Source organism: Gardnerella sp. c12Ub_1, assembly GCF_055804375.1.
The window spans coordinates 1,067,682-1,084,526 of record NZ_JANUZC010000001.1 but is presented as its reverse complement, the minus strand read 5'-3'; the positions used below and the strand labels follow the sequence as shown (position 1 = coordinate 1,084,526).

At 41.7% G+C, this 16,845-nt stretch carries 11 protein-coding genes and 1 tRNA gene; 10 read left to right on the top strand and 2 right to left on the bottom strand.

The window, feature by feature from the left end:
- Nucleotides 1-140 precede the first annotated feature (140 nt).
- The 5 genes from NYP65_RS04145 (at nucleotide 141) to NYP65_RS04125 (ending at nucleotide 6,207) form a co-directional block, all read left to right on the top strand.
- Nucleotides 141-2,501: a heavy metal translocating P-type ATPase gene (locus tag NYP65_RS04145; protein ID WP_473410659.1), complete on the top strand. Its 2,361-nt coding sequence runs from the start codon at nucleotides 141-143 to the stop codon at nucleotides 2,499-2,501.
- 302 nt (nucleotides 2,502-2,803) lie between these two features.
- Nucleotides 2,804-4,312: an FAD-dependent oxidoreductase gene (locus NYP65_RS04140; protein WP_473410658.1), complete on the top strand. Its 1,509-nt coding sequence runs from the start codon at nucleotides 2,804-2,806 to the stop codon at nucleotides 4,310-4,312.
- A gap of 185 nt (nucleotides 4,313-4,497) precedes the next feature.
- A complete protein-coding gene (locus NYP65_RS04135; RefSeq protein WP_473410657.1) occupies nucleotides 4,498-5,541 on the top strand; it encodes a M48 family metalloprotease in 1,044 nt (347 codons plus the stop codon).
- A 100-nt stretch (nucleotides 5,542-5,641) separates the two neighbouring features.
- Nucleotides 5,642-5,715, top strand: a tRNA-Gly gene (locus NYP65_RS04130).
- 183 nt (nucleotides 5,716-5,898) lie between these two features.
- Complete coding sequence (locus NYP65_RS04125; RefSeq protein WP_016839044.1) at nucleotides 5,899-6,207, top strand: hypothetical protein; 309 nt, start codon at nucleotides 5,899-5,901, stop codon at nucleotides 6,205-6,207.
- Nucleotides 6,208-6,403: 196 nt separating this feature from the next.
- Here NYP65_RS04125 and NYP65_RS04120 read toward each other — a convergent pair whose 3' ends face one another.
- Nucleotides 6,404-7,294, bottom strand: coding sequence for a Fic family protein (locus NYP65_RS04120; RefSeq protein WP_473410656.1), 891 nt, complete (start codon nucleotides 7,292-7,294; stop codon nucleotides 6,404-6,406).
- A gap of 395 nt (nucleotides 7,295-7,689) precedes the next feature.
- Between NYP65_RS04120 and NYP65_RS04115 the strand changes: the two genes are divergently transcribed.
- Entirely contained in the window at nucleotides 7,690-8,946 is a 1,257-nt protein-coding gene (locus NYP65_RS04115) for an ATP-binding protein (protein ID WP_473410655.1), read from the top strand.
- A gap of 73 nt (nucleotides 8,947-9,019) precedes the next feature.
- Here the strand turns inward: NYP65_RS04115 and NYP65_RS04110 are convergent, their stop codons facing one another.
- Entirely contained in the window at nucleotides 9,020-11,740 is a 2,721-nt protein-coding gene (locus NYP65_RS04110) for a Rib/alpha-like domain-containing protein (protein WP_473410654.1), read from the bottom strand.
- A 279-nt stretch (nucleotides 11,741-12,019) separates the two neighbouring features.
- Here NYP65_RS04110 and NYP65_RS04105 point away from each other — a divergent pair, with 279 nt between their 5' ends.
- The 4 genes from NYP65_RS04105 (at nucleotide 12,020) to NYP65_RS04090 (ending at nucleotide 16,653) form a co-directional block, all read left to right on the top strand.
- Nucleotides 12,020-12,970 (top strand): DUF4862 family protein, encoded by a 951-nt coding sequence (locus tag NYP65_RS04105; protein WP_473410653.1) that lies wholly within the window; start codon nucleotides 12,020-12,022, stop codon nucleotides 12,968-12,970.
- 47 nt (nucleotides 12,971-13,017) lie between these two features.
- Entirely contained in the window at nucleotides 13,018-14,034 is a 1,017-nt protein-coding gene (locus NYP65_RS04100; protein ID WP_102704868.1) for an ROK family protein, read from the top strand.
- 62 nt (nucleotides 14,035-14,096) lie between these two features.
- Nucleotides 14,097-14,765 (top strand): N-acetylmannosamine-6-phosphate 2-epimerase, encoded by a 669-nt coding sequence (locus NYP65_RS04095; protein ID WP_004131256.1) that lies wholly within the window; start codon nucleotides 14,097-14,099, stop codon nucleotides 14,763-14,765.
- Nucleotides 14,766-15,087: 322 nt separating this feature from the next.
- Nucleotides 15,088-16,653: an ABC transporter substrate-binding protein gene (locus NYP65_RS04090; RefSeq protein ID WP_473410652.1), complete on the top strand. Its 1,566-nt coding sequence runs from the start codon at nucleotides 15,088-15,090 to the stop codon at nucleotides 16,651-16,653.
- Nucleotides 16,654-16,845: the final 192 nt, after the last annotated feature.

The window sequence follows — 16,845 nt, the reverse complement described above, 5'->3', positions numbered from 1 at the left end:
AAGTCAATATAACCTCTTACGCCGTGTATTGGGCTTGCTGTTATAAATCTTATAAATAGCTGCTCAATGGGTTAACAAGGCGTGAAATCGTGTGTTAGCAGCGTTTAACGCGGTTAACCTGATCAGCGTAAGGAAAGTGTATGCGTAAACTTTTAGCGTATTGCCGTCGTGCTCCTCAATTAGTAATCGTTTTAGTTTTGTTCCCGTTTATTGCGGCGTTTTATTCTAGCAATCTAAGTTTTATACTCGATTTTTGCAAAGCTATAAGCAAGACGTTAAATCAACTATTTTCACTGATAAACGTTGATTTTAATGCGCAAATAAGCCTTACAATCGGGCAAAGTATAATAACATGTTTAGTTTTATACACATGTGCTAAGTCGCTTTTAAGTATGATTGATGATTTGGCGCATGGCACGCTTGGAATTGACTTGCTTGCGTTTATTGCATTGCTCGCAACGCTTTGTATAGGCGAATTTTGGGCAAGTTATTTGATTGTTGTAATGGTGTTTACAGGCGGTGCAATCGAAGACTTTGCGCAAGATGCAGCGCAAAAAAATCTGTCGCTTTTAGTAAATGCGTCTCCTCAAACCGCGCATTTAATGACACTTCCTGGAATAGTGTGCGGTGAATCTTGTGAGCAATGTGCTCTGCTTGATCATAATCATTTTAGAAAAGTAAGCGATGAATCTTCGCTAGAGGCATTGCAAGAACCTAAAGATTTTACTAGTTGTGAATCGTGTAAAAAATGTAACAATAACTCTAAAGAATGCCCAATATTGCAAGATGTAAAGTCTTCTAGCCAATTGCAAAGATACAAAACAGTTCCAGTTGAAGATCTAAAAATTGGCAATGTAATAGTTGTGCTTCCAGGAGAAACGGTTCCTGTAGATGGTCAGCTTTTAAGCGGTTCTGCGGTTTTAGACACAAGCGCAATAAATGGAGAGTCGCTTCCGCGTGAAGTGTTTGCTGGCGCGCAAGTGTTGTCTGGGTGTGTAAATGGCGGTGTTGTGTTAATTATGCGCGTAACTAAGTTATCGCAAAATTCGCAATATCAAAAAATCATGAAGTTGGTTGAATCTGCAAGAAGCTCCAAGGCAGTTGTAGTTCGATTTGCGGATATGCTTTCCGTTCCATTTACGGTGCTTTCTTTTGTGATTGCATTTAGCGCTTGGGCTGTATCTGGGCAGGCTTTAAGATTTGCGCAAGTGTTGGTGCTAGCTACGCCTTGCCCACTATTAATCGCTGTGCCGGTGGCATTTATGGCAGGAACGGGAAGGCTTGCAAAGCTTGGGATTGTTGTAAAAAGTCAGGATGTTTTAGAGCAATTAAGTTGTGTAAGTGATGTTTTCTTCGACAAAACGGGAACGCTTACTGTTAAGCAGCCTCAAGTTGTTAGAGTGGATTTAGCGAATCATAAAGATGGCGAAGATAGCGCAGATAGCGCAGATGGCAAAGATGGCGTAAATCAAGAAAATAGTGGGTTGCAAAATAGAATCCTAATGTTTGCAGGTGTTTTGGAAACCTACTCGCAGCACATTCTTGCAGGAGGAATTGCAAAAGCTGGAGCAGATCTTTGGCAAAACGCGCATCCATCTGCTATTCCGCAACTTCCAAGCGTTCGCGAATATCCAGTTATAAGCGGTGTTAAAGAAACTGCTGGGCAAGGTATATGCGCAAGTGTGGATGGTATAAACGTTAGAGTTGGGCGAAAAAGCTACGTTTTGAATGCGTGCCCTGGCAAGCTCGCGGAAAAGTCGCAAGCAACCGAAGATAAAGCCAAACGTGCAAATATAGAAAATATAGAAAATAATTTTGAAAAACTTGCTGCCGACGAAATGGCAACATACGTTTCTTTTGATGGCAAACTTGTTGGTCGAATCGTCCTAAAAGACGTGCCTAGAGAAAATGCAAAATCAACGATTCAAAAGTTAAAGGAGCTTGGAGTTCGTTCAATAAGCATGCTTACGGGAGACGGCTTGCAGGCTGCTCAAACAATAGCAAAAAGCGTTGGTATTGAGCGAGTAAAGGCTAATTTGCTGCCACAAGACAAGCTTGAGTGCATAAAACAGCACTATAGTGGTTATAAAAGCGAAGAAGATTGCGGCAGTTTTGGCGGTTTTAGCAGCTTTATGCATAAGAAAAAAGATAAGCGCGTAACAATGATGGTTGGAGACGGTGTAAATGATGCTCCAGTTTTGGCTGCAGCAAACATTGGCGTGGCTTTAACAGATGGCACGGATACAGCTGCTTCGGAGTGCGCGCAAGTTGTGATTATGAATAACAACATTTATGCTGTAGCAAACGCTGTAAGCGTTGCAAAACACACAAAACGAGTTATGGTTCAGGCGGTTATGCTGGGAATTGGTTTGGCTGTTATAAGCATGATTGCAGCGGCTTTTGGGACGATTCCTGCGGTTCTTGGGGCAATGATGCAAGAGATGATTGATGTTGTGTCTATTTTGTGGGCGCTAACAGCGTTGAAAGGCAAGCGTGCGTGATTTTGCGTGCGTAAGTGCGAATGTGAATATGTGCATAAGTAGCAAGAGTTTATATGTGTAAATGCGAATATGTGGATAAGCGCAATCGCGTATAAGCGATAAATGTGTATAAGTGACAATATTCACTTTGCTCTTTTCTTGAATGAACCAAGGCGCTAGTCTAAATAGTGGAGCATAAAAGCCAGCGATTATGTAAATCTTCAAAAAGATTAGGCTTAAGAATGCTCGAAACACGCAAAATGTAATGTTTTAACATAACAAAAGTTGAATAACAAAATTTGAATAATAACATGGGAAAATTTATGGAAACGAATTATAATGCGGATTCGCACGAATTGCGAATCGCAGTTATTGGCGCGGGGCCTGCTGGAATTTACTCGTCAGATATTTTTCTTCGTCAGCTTAAAAAACTAGGCGACGGCATGGGCTTGGGTACGGCAGCTAGAATCGATTTATTTGAAAAGTTGCCAGTGCCATTTGGCCTGGTTCGATATGGCGTTGCTCCAGACCATCCGAGTATAAAATTTATTGCAGATGCATTAGCTAAAACGCTTGATAATCCAAATATTCACTTGTATGCGAATGTTGAATTTGGCAAAGATATTACATTAGAAGATTTATTGCCGAGATACGACGCAATTCTGTTTGCTACGGGCGCTGTAGAAGATAAGCCGCTTAATATTCCAGGTGCATTGTTGAACGGTGTGTATGGTGCTGCAAAGTTTGTGGAATGGTACGACGGATATCCTACCAGCGAGCGTACGTGGCCGCTTGATGCAAGCGAAGTGGCTGTTATTGGCGGCGGAAACGTTGCTATGGATGTTGCGCGCGAGCTTTTGCGAGATGCTGATTATCTTAGAGAGCACACGGATATTTCCGACGACGTTTACAATGGTTTACTTAAAAACCAGGCTAAAACACTTCACTTGTTTATTCGACGAGGCGTTGCTCAAGCTAAATTCTCCGTGCAAGAATTGCGTGAGATGGAAAAGCTTTCTGGTGTGCAAATAGTTGTAAACGAAAGCGATTTTGACCTGGACGACGAAACAATTGATGTTGCTGGAAAAGACAAATTGACTCGCCAAATGGTAGAAGAGCTTTTTGCTATACGCGATTTGAGTGAAGATATGGAAGATGGTGGAAACGTTGACTTTGAGGGCAATACTGCAAATAGGCGCTACATTATTCACTTTAACGCAAATCCAGTTGAGATTTTAGGCAAAGATGGGCGAGTGTGTGCGATTCGAGTAGAGCGCACATCTACAAGCGCGGATGGCAAAATGACTTGCACTGGCGAGTTTGAAGAATACCCAGTTCAGGCGGTTTACCATGCGATTGGATATAAGCCTGCGCAGGTTAGTGGAGTTGCTTACGACTCTTCTCGTGCGCTTCTTGCAAACAGCGATGGCAGGATTTTAACTTCTGCGCAAAATGGGGTTGTTTGCCCGCGCTTGTATGCAACTGGTTGGGCTAAGCGAGGACCAGTCGGTTTGATTGGCTCTACAAAGTCGGACGCTCTGCAAATTGTTGAAAATATGCTGGAAGACTTGGCAAAAAGCTCGACCGAAGAATGTGAAACCGCGCTTCCTGCGCTTTCTGAGATTCCTGCACTTCCTGGAAGATTGGCAACAGATAGAGATCCTAAGTCTATTGAAAATCTTCTTAAATCTAGAGGAGTCAAAGTGGTTGATTTTGAAGGGTGGAAGAGGATTGATGCTTTCGAGGTGGAATCTGGATTAGCGGAAAATCGCGCTCGCAAAAAAGTCGTATCTAAACAAATGCTTATGGATATAGCGGAAATTAAACAATAGTTTATATTGAGTGTACGCATTGATTAGTAAACATTGATTAGTGGCCATTAAACTGTAGCCAAATTGCGCAGAAAGTGGCCACTTTTCAACATTTATTCATCTGTTTTAAGTGTGTTAAATCATAAACATTAAATATACAGTTTTCATTCAGCAAAATTACAGTTGCGATTATTAAAATCAAAATCATGTTTGGCAACATGGGTATGCGCTATTGCAACAATTTGAAAACAGTAGTGTTGTTTTCGCTAATATGGCTATTTGCTGCTTTGCTGTGGATTGTTGCTGGATTGCGTTTGTCGATGCTGGTTTGGTTTGCAATTATTGCAATAATTTTAAGCTTATGTGCTTATTGGCTTTCTGGAAAAGTTGCCACTCGCATTATGCGTGCTAGCGAAATTAGCGAGAATGACGAACCTGTTTTATACGGCATTGTTCGCGAGATTTCTGCGCAAATCGAAAAGCCTATGCCGCGCATTTATGTTGCTCCAACAGATAGTCCGAATATTTTTGCAATTGGTAGAAGCGAGCGTCACGCAACAATTTGCTGCACTCGTGGTCTTTTGAATATTCTAAACGAGCGCGAGTTGCGTGGCGTTGTAAGCCACGAGCTTATTCATGTTTATAATCACGATATTTTGAATTCAACGGTTGCATCTGCAATCGCAACAGTTGTTACGTATTTTGGGTACGTGCTTATGTATTCGGGAAGTGAGTGTGCAAAATCTGCTAAAAGGCGTTGCCCTGTACTAAAAGTTATTGGCAAGGTTTTAAGTGCCATTTTTGTGCCGCTCGGTTCTCTATTTGTTAAGCTTGCGATTTCTAGAGCGCGCGAGCTGGATGCAGATCGAAGTGCAAGTATGCTTACTGGCGACCCTGCGGCTTTGGCATCTGCTCTAAACAAAATTTCCTACGGAGTTAAGATGCATAAGATGGATTTGCATTCGGGAGTGCAAGCTATTGCTTCACTGATGATTGTAAATCCGTTTGCAAACTACGATTCCAAGCTTTTAAAGCTGTTTTCTAGGCAGCCAGATGTTAACAAGCGAGTTGACTCTTTAATGCTTATGTCTAGTAAGATGGAAAGTCTTGTGCAAGAAGATGCGCGTGGAGAAATCGATCATATTGAGCGTGATGGCGATAGCGTGTTTCGTTTTAAGAATGGCGCTAAATACAATGTTGAATACGGCAAAGGTGTTTCTGGCGGAGTTGTAGCAGTTAGCGGAGCGTGATATTCTTAGATGGTTTGCTTTTTAGATTGATTCTTGAGCGCTTATTTGCTTGTTTGTAGGCAGATTATCGGTAAGGATTAATCGCGGAGTAACCGATCATGCGGACATAGTTCATCGGTAGAATGGAAGCTTCCCAAGCTTCAGAGGCGGGTTCGATTCCCGTTGTCCGCTCCATGTAGAAAACGTTGATATATCAACGTTTGTGGCTTGTTCTTATGTCTTAGAAGTACGCTAAATGTGAAAATAATGTGCAAAATTCTATAATTTTTTTTTTTAATATTGACACGAAAATCTTAGTTAAATTAAAATCGTATTAAATCCGTTACTGTAGAGGATTTAATTGGGCAGGAGGTTTTTATGTTAGATATGTTGTTTGCACTTGTTGCTGTTGTGTCAATGCTAATAGGCTTGGTTTTGTCTGTAATGCTTTGGGTTAAAAGCAGCAAATCAGCTAAAGAGTTGTATAAAAACGCATATGTATATGCGATTGTTGATGTTGTATTAGGTGTATTGTCTTGGGCAACTTATGCTGCGACTATCAATTCAGTAGACATTGATGTGCGTGAATTCTACACAAATTATTTTGCGGCGCCATTGATTGTTCTTGCTGTTCTTGTTGTAAGTATTGCTGCTATAACTTTTGCTAAGTCTAGAAAAATCGCATAAATCGTAGTTTTTGTGTATACAAGTTTTATAATCGCGAGCTTGCAGCGCAATGCATTTGTATAAATATTGGATTATAGGCCAATCAGAATCTGTGGCCAAGTCTGAGATTCGACCACAGTGCTGTTAATAGTTCAGTCAACTATCTGAGAAAATAACAGTAAAGCCAATTGCGCGTAGCTTTAATTAAAAATAGCCACTACTCTAAAATAGACAAATACAAATCAAGTCTTTGATTTAAATATCTTGCAAACATGTTTGCCATGGTAGACACGTTATGTTTTGCGTGATACTCATCAAAAGCTTCATAATATTTCAAGCGATCAGTAAATTTTATATCTATTGGTGGGTACCCTGCTTTCATCAACTCCAAATTGACCAGCAATCTTCCTGTTCTTCCATTTCCATCAATAAAAGGGTGAATGCTTTCGAATTCTATATGAAAACGAGCAAGTTTAGTAACAATATCTTCATTGCTGTTTTTGTATTTTTTCAATAATTCTTCCATTTTTGAAGCGATTAAATATGGTTGTGGTGGCTCATGTGTAGCTCCCATAATTCGAACGGGAACTCTTCTATAAACACCTCTATCTTCTCTCTTGTTGGCTAAAACTAAATAATGTATGTCTTTTATAACTTTTTCATTTATCTGCTTATTTTCGCTAACAAGCTGCTTTACATAATCAAAGGCTTCTTTGTGGCCAATAACTTCTAGATGTTCTTTTAATGATTTTTGATCAACAGTAAGTCCTCTAAGAACCATGTCTGTTTCGCGCAGTGTTAAAGTGTTTCCCTCAATTGCGTTTGAGTTGTATGTATATTCTATTAGAAATTCTTCATTAAGTCTTTCTAATTCTCCTTCAGTTAGAGGTCTTCTTGTTTTAAGGGTCTCTAATTTAGTTTTTATGATTGGAATTAGCGATTCGCTAATTTTATATCTTCCGTCGGTTGGCTTTGATGCGTCATATGGTATTTTCCAGGATCTTCCTTCCTGATATGCTCCTGGAATTTTCCCTTCGGAGCATAGAATTCTTACTCGTCTATCTGATATGCCCCATTTTTCAGCAGCTTGCTTTACTGTTATGTACATAAAATACCTTTAATCATTGTTGCATTTTATTATATTTTAACGTTTTATCGGAATAACATAAACAGTAGCGGAATAACATATTTAATTTATCGGAACAATAGTGATTGATAAAACTAGTAACGTGAATCTGTGCTAAGTGTTTGAATATTTTTGTTTAGAATGATTTTGCAAGTAAAGAATAGCCCAGATTCGATTGTGGCAAAACGCTTGTATTGCAAGGTCTAAGACATGATTTTTTTTACACACTTTTGGGGCTTCGGGCCCTTGATTTTGGTATGAATTTTGTGTGTGATATTTAGACAAAAGATGTATAAATCGTAGTTTTTGTACATTGGATGTATAAAAAATTGTACATTGGATGTACAAAAAATACGTTTTTGTGTATACTTGTCTTTATGAGCGCTTATTTTCCTAGACCAATTGCTGATTCTATTCTTCAATCAAAGCGAAAAGTCGTGATTCTTGAAGGCGCAAGAGCTGTGGGAAAAACTATGATGTCAAAGCATCAGCTTGTGTCTAAAGGATTCTCATACGTGAGTCTTGCGGATGAAAATACATTTGTGCTTGCATCAACAGATTTATATGGTTGGCTAAAAAATCTTAGTACTCCAGTTGTTATTGATGAAGCGCAAAGGCTGCCAAATTTGCCTCTTGCAATAAAAGAAATAGTTGATAATTCAACGGAAAACAGTCTTCAATATGTTTTAACAGGTAGTGCACTTATAAATCGCAATGGACTAGATGGTCAAGATCCTCTTGCTAGACGCGCTCAGCATTTTACAATGAGTCCTTTTACGCAGTGTGAAATTACTCAAAATAGTAGAAATATTGTAGATAGTCTTATAGAAAGTAATCCAAATCTTAAATATGAAAAAGAAATAAGCAGAGAAGAAGTATATAAAATTATGGCTGCGGGAGGATTCCCAGAATATCAGCAATCATATGATTCTTACGAGGCTTGGGAGAGAGAAAAGCTTGTTTCAAACGATATTCTTGCAGTGTTGGGAGATACCATTCTTCCAGGAGAACGATTAGACAGAAGCATGGCTGTTAGCATACTTAATAAGTTGCTATGTGAGCCTGGTGGGATTCTTAATACGAGTTCAATAGGTCAAGATCTTGCTTTAGATAGGCGAACCATTGAGCGTTACATTAGCGTATTCTTGCGTAGATTCTTAATAAATTATCTACCGAATATAAAAACTGCGCCAAATCGTCAAACTTTTACTAGAGCAAAAATACACCCAGTCGATACGTCTTTAAGTGTTCAAACAATGATCAGTAAGGGTCATAATCCTTTGGAAGATCCCGTTACGTATGTGAACTTACTAGAAAGCTTTGTTGTAAATCAGATTATGCCTGCTGTGCAATGGTCTAAAACGCATCCAGATTGCTTCTACTGGCGTGAAACTGGTAGCAGTCCTAAAGAAGTTGACCTTGTGCTAAGCTTCCGTGGGAATCTGGTTGGAGTGGAAGTAAAAAGCTCTAGCATGGTGAATCGTAACGATTTTAAGGGGCTTGTAGCTCTTTCTAAAAAACCTGAATTTAAGCGCGGATATGTTGTTTATATGGGTCAAAAAATTATGCAGTGGGCAGATAATCTGTGGGCAATACCATTAAGCGCGCTGTGGGAATGCAATGCATTTGAGTGAATAAATAAAGACCAGCTTGGTTGTTTGCAAGCTGGTCTTTATCTAGTATTTAGTATTTAGTTTTTTGCATTAGCTATTTAGTTAGATGTGATTTTTTTGCAGCTGTAATGATTGTGCAAACAAACAGTATTAATGCAGTGCTAAAAACAGCTGGAATCACTTGTATTCCAGTATTAGGAAGCTTGTTGTTTACACTAGCACTATGTGTTTGCGATGAAACAATTCCACTTGAAGAATTATTTTGCAAAGATTCGTTTTTCTTTACTAACACATTAGTCCATGCAACTTGCTTGCCATTTTCGTCGATAAGAACAATAGTGTGATTGCCGCTATATTCTTGTGGAATAATCGCATCAAATATTGCTTTGCCCTGTTTGTTGATGCGAACTGTTACATGCCTTGTTCCATTTACGCTATAAAGAAGCTTAGGGCTTGAATAAATGTATGCGTATGCTTTTACTGCTTTGTTTAGTTGCAATTTACGCATGAATTCTGCTGTTGTGTTTAGAGAAACAGTAATCTGATTGTTCTTTCCTGCATAAGCAATGTTATTGTTTCCAACAGTTAGAGTGTTGGTTAATTCTGGCAGCAAATCAGCAATGCTCTTTGGTGCTTCTGGCACTTCTGTTGATTCTGGTACCTGCTTCTGATTTGTGAGCGATTCTGTATTGTTGTTAATTTCCACAAAGCTTTTGCTTGGTGAGTTATTGTTAGCATTAGGAGTTTGTGGACTATTAGTCTCGCTAGGCGGCTCATGAGATTCCACATTTGGGGTTGGCTGATGAGTTTGATGAGTCTGCGGCGTTGTATTGTTTGTAGGGTTTGCAGGCTCTGGATTTGGTTGCGGTGTAGGTGGAACTGGAGTCTGTGGGTGCTCTGGTTGTGGCTGTGGATTTGGTTGAGGTTGAGGTTGAGGTGGTGTAGGAATATTAGGCTCTGGTTGTGGTGCTGGTGTTGGCGTTACTGGCGTTGCTGGAGTTAGGTTGATCCATGGGATTACTTCTTTCGCTGGCGTTAGCTCCGTCCACGGTATTGATTTCTTTGCTGGAGTTAGTTCTGTCCACGGAATGCTCTCTTGTGCTGGAGTCAAATTTGCCCAAGGCGTTGCTTCATAGATTTTTACGGGAATCTTTACCGTTCGCTTAGTGCCGTTAACAAAGCTTACTTTTACAGTAATGTTTTGTACGCCCTTAGTGTTCATATTTGGCGTATTGAGCAAAGAAACTTTAGCGTTACTAGGTACTCCATCAAGATATTTCTTAGCGTCAAAATCGTTAGGGAATGTAGAATTTAGCTCAAAACGAAGGTTGGCATCGCTTTTAACGGTGACTTCTGGCATATTTACTACGCGTATAGTAAATTCTTTTTCAATCGTTTTAGTGCCATTTATTTTTATCTTAAGCTTGCCTGTATAGTCTCCAGCTTTAGAGATGTTAATTAAATCGCGATTTGTAACATCTTCAAAAGTTGCTCCTTGGGGAAGATTCTTAGCGTTTGCTAAAGCATCCTTAAAATCGCTTGGTAAAGGCTCGTTGTTTGCAAGAAGAATTTCTTTAACTTCTGGCTTGTAAGTTTCTTCGTAAGGCTTTACTTCTGCAGGCTTTGGAGTTTCTTTAACTTTTGTAACGCCTGGGTTTACTGTTCCAGTGCTATCAATCTGTTTTCTGTTTCCAACGGTAAATCCTGGCTGATTGTCCATCTTTTTATCTAGGAAGTTACGTGAACTGTGACCATTGTTTCCAGTGTCTATAATTTTTGCACCATCAACATGACCAATAAAGCTTATAAGCGTATCTTTCTTTGTGGCATAATGCTCAGCGTAACCTTTTTTAGTAAGTTCGTTTAGTTCTTCGGCTCGTTTCTTCATTGATGGCCTAAAAATGCTTCCCTTAATTTTTGGAGCATTAAATGTATAAGCTTTAGTAAACCAATCGTAATTTTTCCGCTTAGCATAAACAAGCGCACGTTCTGTTAAATATCCGCCTAAAGAATGGCCAGTAACGTACAGATTGCTTGCTAAATGATTATTGTTTAATTCATCCATAAGTTTTTCTGTAGTAACTGCTTGGCTAATTTCGCCGCCAAAGAATAGCTTTAAGTCTAGACTTGCATCTTTTGCTCCTTGAGTTCCGCGGATTCCAAGAACTTGCACGCCGTTTTGCTCAATAAATGGGTATTCAGGATTAACATTTTCAAAAAGAACAGCGTCAAAGCCATCGGACTCGTGGTATGTTTTCTTTACTTTCCAATATGGCGCAAGCTCGTTATGCATAAGCTTATATTCGTTGCGATCTTTGTAAATCTCTGTAAGCTCATGCTTGTCGTCAAGCACTTTATTTACGTAATTATCCTCCCTATACGCAAGTTCCATAAACAGAGCCATATCGCGAGAGCTAATATCCCACCTGCGAGGATTTTTATCGTCTTTGTCGTCTAATCCGTCGCCATCAGTGTCTTTAATCAAAGGATGTGACTTGTATCCGTAGTAGGTTCGTCCATCTTTTGTGTATGTGTAAAGCTCTTCGCTGTTATTAAGGCCATCGCCATCGCTGTCTTCATTTGGATCTAGAGCTGGCTTTCCATACAACAATTGGTCAATTTGGCCATTTTCTAGGCGAATTCTGCCAGTTGAAATGTCGTGAGCGGTTTGTGCGGTAAGAGGTGTGGTAGATGGCAATGTCTCACTTGCAATTGCTGTTGACGTCAACGCGGGAATTCCAAGCAGTGACGAAAAAACCAATCCAAAAGTTAATACAATTCCACTAATTGTGCGAATAGTACTTACCTTTCTCATACCACAATCCTTACTTTATACAGTTTTATTTTGACGATTTGGAAAGTCTTATTGAGAGCAATTCAATAAATTTGACTCAACCTTACAAATTTATCAAATTTAATGTTTTTACAAAAGCTGCTTTAGTTTGAAAACAATTTAGTCGCAAGTACAAAGATTTATCAGACGTCTGACGAATTGTAGTGATATTGGTGTAATCTACGAATCAAAAGACAAATCGAAAGATAAGTCGAAAGACAAATCAGAATACAAATCAGCTACGATTTCAAGGAGGATATCATGCTGAAAGCTAAATTTGTTGTAGGCGCATACGCATCGTTGCCAAAAACTCGCGAGGATCAAGAAAAATACTACGATTTGTTGGGTAAGCAAAGCTGGATTGACGGAACGGAGATTCCATACCCAGGAGATTTGGCAGATCCAAAAAATCGCGCGTGGCTAGCAAGCGCAATACCATCGCATTGGCATGCAAATACGATTACGGCAATTCCAGGAACAATGCGTCACATAAACTTTGACCCAGACCCAGAATTTGGACTTGCAAGCCCAAGTGAAGAAGGCAGGCATCGCGCGCTGGCTTTCTTTAAGGATATTCGCGAAGCAATCGCAAACGTTGTAGACATTAGAGATAGCTGCGATATATCTCATGTAGAAATCCACACAGCGCCAACTCGTTTAGCTCAGGCGGATGCAATGAAAAAGTCGTTAGAAGAACTCGCGCAGCTCGATTGGTGTGGAGCAAAGCTAGTGATTGAGCATTGCGATAGATATATTGAAAGCCAAAATCCAGAAAAAGGATTCCTGCCTCTAGAAGAAGAGATTCAAATTGCAAAAGATGCTGGAGTTGGAATCACAGTCAACTGGGGAAGAAGCGTTGTAGAAGAGCGAAATGCTCAAGCGGCAGTAGAGCATGTGCGTGCGGCAAGGCAGGCTGGCGTTCTGCAAGGATTAATGTTCTCGGGAGCTGGTCCAGATGCAACGCAATACGGATACGAGTGGATTGATGGCCACTTGCCAATGAACCCAGATGAGCCGACTTCGTTAATGACGTCTAAAGAAATTCAAGAAACCACTCGTGAGGCGCTAAAAGACGATTACGCAATCGACTATTTGGGCGCAAAAGTGTGCGTTCCGCAAGACGCGAGCGTTGAAGAGCGCTTGGGGTATTTGGCGCGCATTCATGATGCTGTGGTCGCTGCGCAGGGTGAGTTAATAGGTAAAGTCGAGTAAACAGTAAAAATAAGGTCGCAAACGCAAGAAAGAAAACGGAAATTGTTATGGACGAAGTAAAAGATTATCGCTCTACGTATCTTGCTTTTGACATAGGCGGAACAAAAATCGCGTACGGATTGGTGACTTTGCCAGAGCCTTTAGAATCTTCAGGGTCTAGCGTTGGTAAAGAAAGCGCAGATTGTGCGTCTCCAACAGTAGAAGACTATGGCTCTATGCCAACCGAAGCTGCAAAAGGCGGAGAAGATATAAAGAATCGCCTAGTAGCTCGCGCAAAGCAAATATTGGAAGATGCGGCGAAAAGTGGCAAAAAAATCAGCGGAATTGGAATAGCAGCTGCAGGAGTGCCAAATAGCAAAACTGGCGAAATTGTAGCAGCTACAGACATTTTGCCAGGTTGGAGAGGTCAGCGAATTTACGACGCATTTAAGCGCGTAACCGATTTGCCAGTTTATATGATTGGCGATGTTGGTGGTCACGGCCTTGGAGAGGCGATTTACGGAGCAGGCCGCGGAAAATCGATTGTGTTCTCTGTTGGCATAGGCACTGGAATTGGTGGCGCGATTATTGTAAACGGCAAACTGTTTACGGGCGCGCACGGAGTTGCAGGACACGCTGGCCACGTTGTTAGTGATTTGGGAGTTGGCTTTGACTGCTCTTGCGGAGCGCATGCGGGTCATATTGAGCCAGTTGCCTCTGGAACTGGACTTGCCACTCTTTACAACAGCAATCTTCCGCAAGGCACCGAGCCTGCAAAAAACGGCTACGAGGTTTGTGTGCGCGCGAATTCTGGGCAGGATGCGCACGCTAAAGAAACGCTTGTTAGAAGCGGCAAGGCCTTGGGGCAGTGCGTTGCAGGAATGGCGAATCTTATAGATCCAGATGTGATTGTGCTTTCTGGGTCTGTTGTAGAAGCTGGCGATATTTGGTGGAATGCTATGCGTGCTGGGTTTGAAGATTCTGCATTAACGTTGATTAAAAGCACGCCGATTGTTAAGGGCAAGCTTGGTGGATCTGCTCCGCTGATTGGTGCGGCTTTTGCTGTTCACTCAAATCGCGTTTAATCGCATTTGATTGTGTTTAATTTTGTTTAGTTTAGTCATATTTGAAAAAAGGAGGAATCTATATGAATCCTGTGATTGAAAAAATCAAGGGCGGCCTAGTGGTTAGCTGCCAGGCGTACCCAGGGGAGCCGCTTAGGCACCCAGAAACAATGGCACAAATGGCAATGGCGGCCGTAGAAGGCGGAGCTGTTGGCATTAGATGCCAGGGGTTGTCGGATATTTCCGCGATTAAAGGGCAGGTTGATGTTCCTGTAATCGGAATTTGGAAAGACGGACACGAAGGTGTCTACATAACTCCGACTTTGCGCCACGCACGCTGCTGTGCTGCTGCTGGAGCGGATATTATTGCGATTGATGCTACAGATAGGCCGCGCCCAGATGGGCTCACTTACGAGCAAACTGTTCGCGCGTTGCACGACGAAGGCATAGTTGTTATGGCAGATTGTGGCAACTTCGATGATGCTAAGCGCGCGGCTGATTGTGGAACGGATATTATATCTACAACTTTGGCTGGCACTTCGCCTGGAAGGCCAAAAACGGACGGCCCAGATTTTGAGCTTTTAGGCCAGATTTTGCAAGCTTTCCCAGATTATCCAATTATTTGCGAAGGGCGTATTCACACTCCAGATCAGTTGCACAAGGTTATGCAGATGGGCGCTTGGGCTGCTGTTGTTGGAACGGCGATTACGCACCCAACGTCGATTACGCGCTGGTTTGCGGCAAAGTTGTAGGCGGAGAGTTGGCAGGCAGATGCGGTTGAGTGCGTTAAGGAAAAGTCGCAAGCTTCCGCAGATTCGCCGAGCGCGCGTAAGTAACAAATAAATAAAAATAGTGGTTATATGTGTGTCGATTATGTGCGATTTTGTTCTGATTTTTTGTACTTCAAAAAATAATCAAAATTTTCACAAATTCGACACACGCATAACTTGACATCAGACATCAGACCTCTTATGTTTGAAGTAACGTGAAAATAACGCACGCGCTATAATTTAATATGTTTTCGCATTCGAAGACGAAATGCAAAAAACCCAAACTCAATGGTGAGGAGAAAATATGGCACGAATTAACTCGAAGCTAACCGCGGCAATCGCCGCTGGTGTGGCCGCATTGATGATGCTTTCTGGCTGCGGTGGAGCAAAAACCCACAAGGCAGCAAAAGCAAAGACTGCTGTTAAAGATACGATTACCGCGCAGGTTGCATACGCAAGCCGCGACTTTGCGCCATCTACAACCTCTGGCGCGTTGCCAATGGCAGCAAACTGGCACGTTACAGAGCCACTTTACGCTCTTGATTACAGCAACTTTAAGGTTTTCAACGCTCTTGCAAAGGGTGAGCCAAAGAAGATTTCCGATACTGAATACGAAGTAACAATTCGCGATGCTGCTAAGTTCTCGGACGGAACGGAAGTAACAGCGGCAGACGTAGTGTCTTCCTTTAAGCGCACAACCGCAAAGGGCAGCCTTTACATCTCTATGCTCGACTTTATTGACTCTGTAGAAGCAAAAGACAATCGTCACGTAATCTTTAAGCTAAAGAAGGCGTTCCCACTGTTCAAGCAGCGCCTTGCTTTGATTCAGATTGTTCCATCTGCAAAGTCTGATGCAGATCTTAAGAATATGCCAATCGGATCTGGCCCATGGAAGTACGTTTCGATTACAGATAACCAAGTAAAGTTTGAGCGCAACGATCTTTACAACGGCAAGTACAAGGCACAGACCAAGAAGATGGTTTGGAATGTAACCGTTGACGATACTGCTCGTGTAACCGCAATGCAAGGCGGAAAGACCGACGTAATGGAAATGGTTCCAGCACAGGCATTCAACACTTTGAAGGCATCTGGATCCGAGCTTAAGACCGCACAGGGCTTCACTCTTCCATTCCTTATGTTCAACACAAAGCAGAAGCCATTCGACGACAAGCGAGTTCGCCAAGCTGCTCTCTACGCAATTGACGTAAACAAGCTTATTACCAACCAGATGAGCGGCCAGGGCGAGGCAGCAACAAGCTTCTTGCCAAAGAACTACGCAAATTACCACAAGGCAAAGAACGTTTACACCAAGAATGTTGCTAAGGCAAAGAGCTTGCTTAAGGAAGCTGGCGTAAGTGGCCCACTAAAGTTCACTCTTTACACAACGGACCACACTTGGATTACTCAGCTTGCTCCACAAATCAAGAATGATCTTGCTGAGATTGGTATGGATGTAGAAATCAAGTCCATGAAGTCTTCTGCGCTTTACCCACAGATTACCGACCGCGACGACGCAAACTATTCCATGGTTCTTGCTCCAGGCGATCCATCCGTGTTCGGCAACGACCCAGACTTGCTTATGAGTTGGTGGTACGGCGACAACGCTTGGACCCGTCAGCGCACATTCTGGAAGAGCTCCGAAGGATACGCAAAGCTCCACAAGCTTATGGACGAAGCTCTTGAAGCATCCAAGCCAGCAGAACGCCAGAAGTATTGGAACCAGTGCTTCGACTTGATTAGCGACGAAGTGCCTCTGTACCCACTCTTCCATCGTAAGACTACTACTGCTGTAAAGAAGGGCGCATTGGCTGAGTGGAATGCAATCGGTTCCACTGGCATCAACCTTGTAAAAGCAAAGCTAACAAAGTAGGTGCAAGTCAAAGTAACAAACTTCATTTTCCCTAACCTCTAACCGCAAAACCGACCCAACTGTTTACCTTTCTCGCCTTTGTGCAGATGGGTCGGTTTTGTTATGCAAAAATAATAATTTTCTTCAATGGATGTGTGGATGTCTTATGAGTAATTTTCTTAGACTTTTAGGTAGGCGACTAATCGCCCTGCC

What these genes read in the sequence shown, in the direction of transcription:
- NYP65_RS04145 (WP_473410659.1), top strand. Translation starts at nt 141, where the DNA reads ATGCGTAAACTTTTAGCGTATTGCCGTCGTGCTCCTCAATTAGTAATC.
- NYP65_RS04140 (WP_473410658.1), top strand. Translation starts at nt 2,804, where the DNA reads ATGGAAACGAATTATAATGCGGATTCGCACGAATTGCGAATCGCAGTT.
- NYP65_RS04135 (WP_473410657.1), top strand. Translation starts at nt 4,498, where the DNA reads ATGTTTGGCAACATGGGTATGCGCTATTGCAACAATTTGAAAACAGTA.
- NYP65_RS04125 (WP_016839044.1), top strand. Translation starts at nt 5,899, where the DNA reads ATGTTAGATATGTTGTTTGCACTTGTTGCTGTTGTGTCAATGCTAATA.
- NYP65_RS04120 (WP_473410656.1), bottom strand. Translation starts at nt 7,294, where the DNA reads ATGTACATAACAGTAAAGCAAGCTGCTGAAAAATGGGGCATATCAGAT.
- NYP65_RS04115 (WP_473410655.1), top strand. Translation starts at nt 7,690, where the DNA reads ATGAGCGCTTATTTTCCTAGACCAATTGCTGATTCTATTCTTCAATCA.
- NYP65_RS04110 (WP_473410654.1), bottom strand. Translation starts at nt 11,740, where the DNA reads ATGAGAAAGGTAAGTACTATTCGCACAATTAGTGGAATTGTATTAACT.
- NYP65_RS04105 (WP_473410653.1), top strand. Translation starts at nt 12,020, where the DNA reads ATGCTGAAAGCTAAATTTGTTGTAGGCGCATACGCATCGTTGCCAAAA.
- NYP65_RS04100 (WP_102704868.1), top strand. Translation starts at nt 13,018, where the DNA reads ATGGACGAAGTAAAAGATTATCGCTCTACGTATCTTGCTTTTGACATA.
- NYP65_RS04095 (WP_004131256.1), top strand. Translation starts at nt 14,097, where the DNA reads ATGAATCCTGTGATTGAAAAAATCAAGGGCGGCCTAGTGGTTAGCTGC.
- NYP65_RS04090 (WP_473410652.1), top strand. Translation starts at nt 15,088, where the DNA reads ATGGCACGAATTAACTCGAAGCTAACCGCGGCAATCGCCGCTGGTGTG.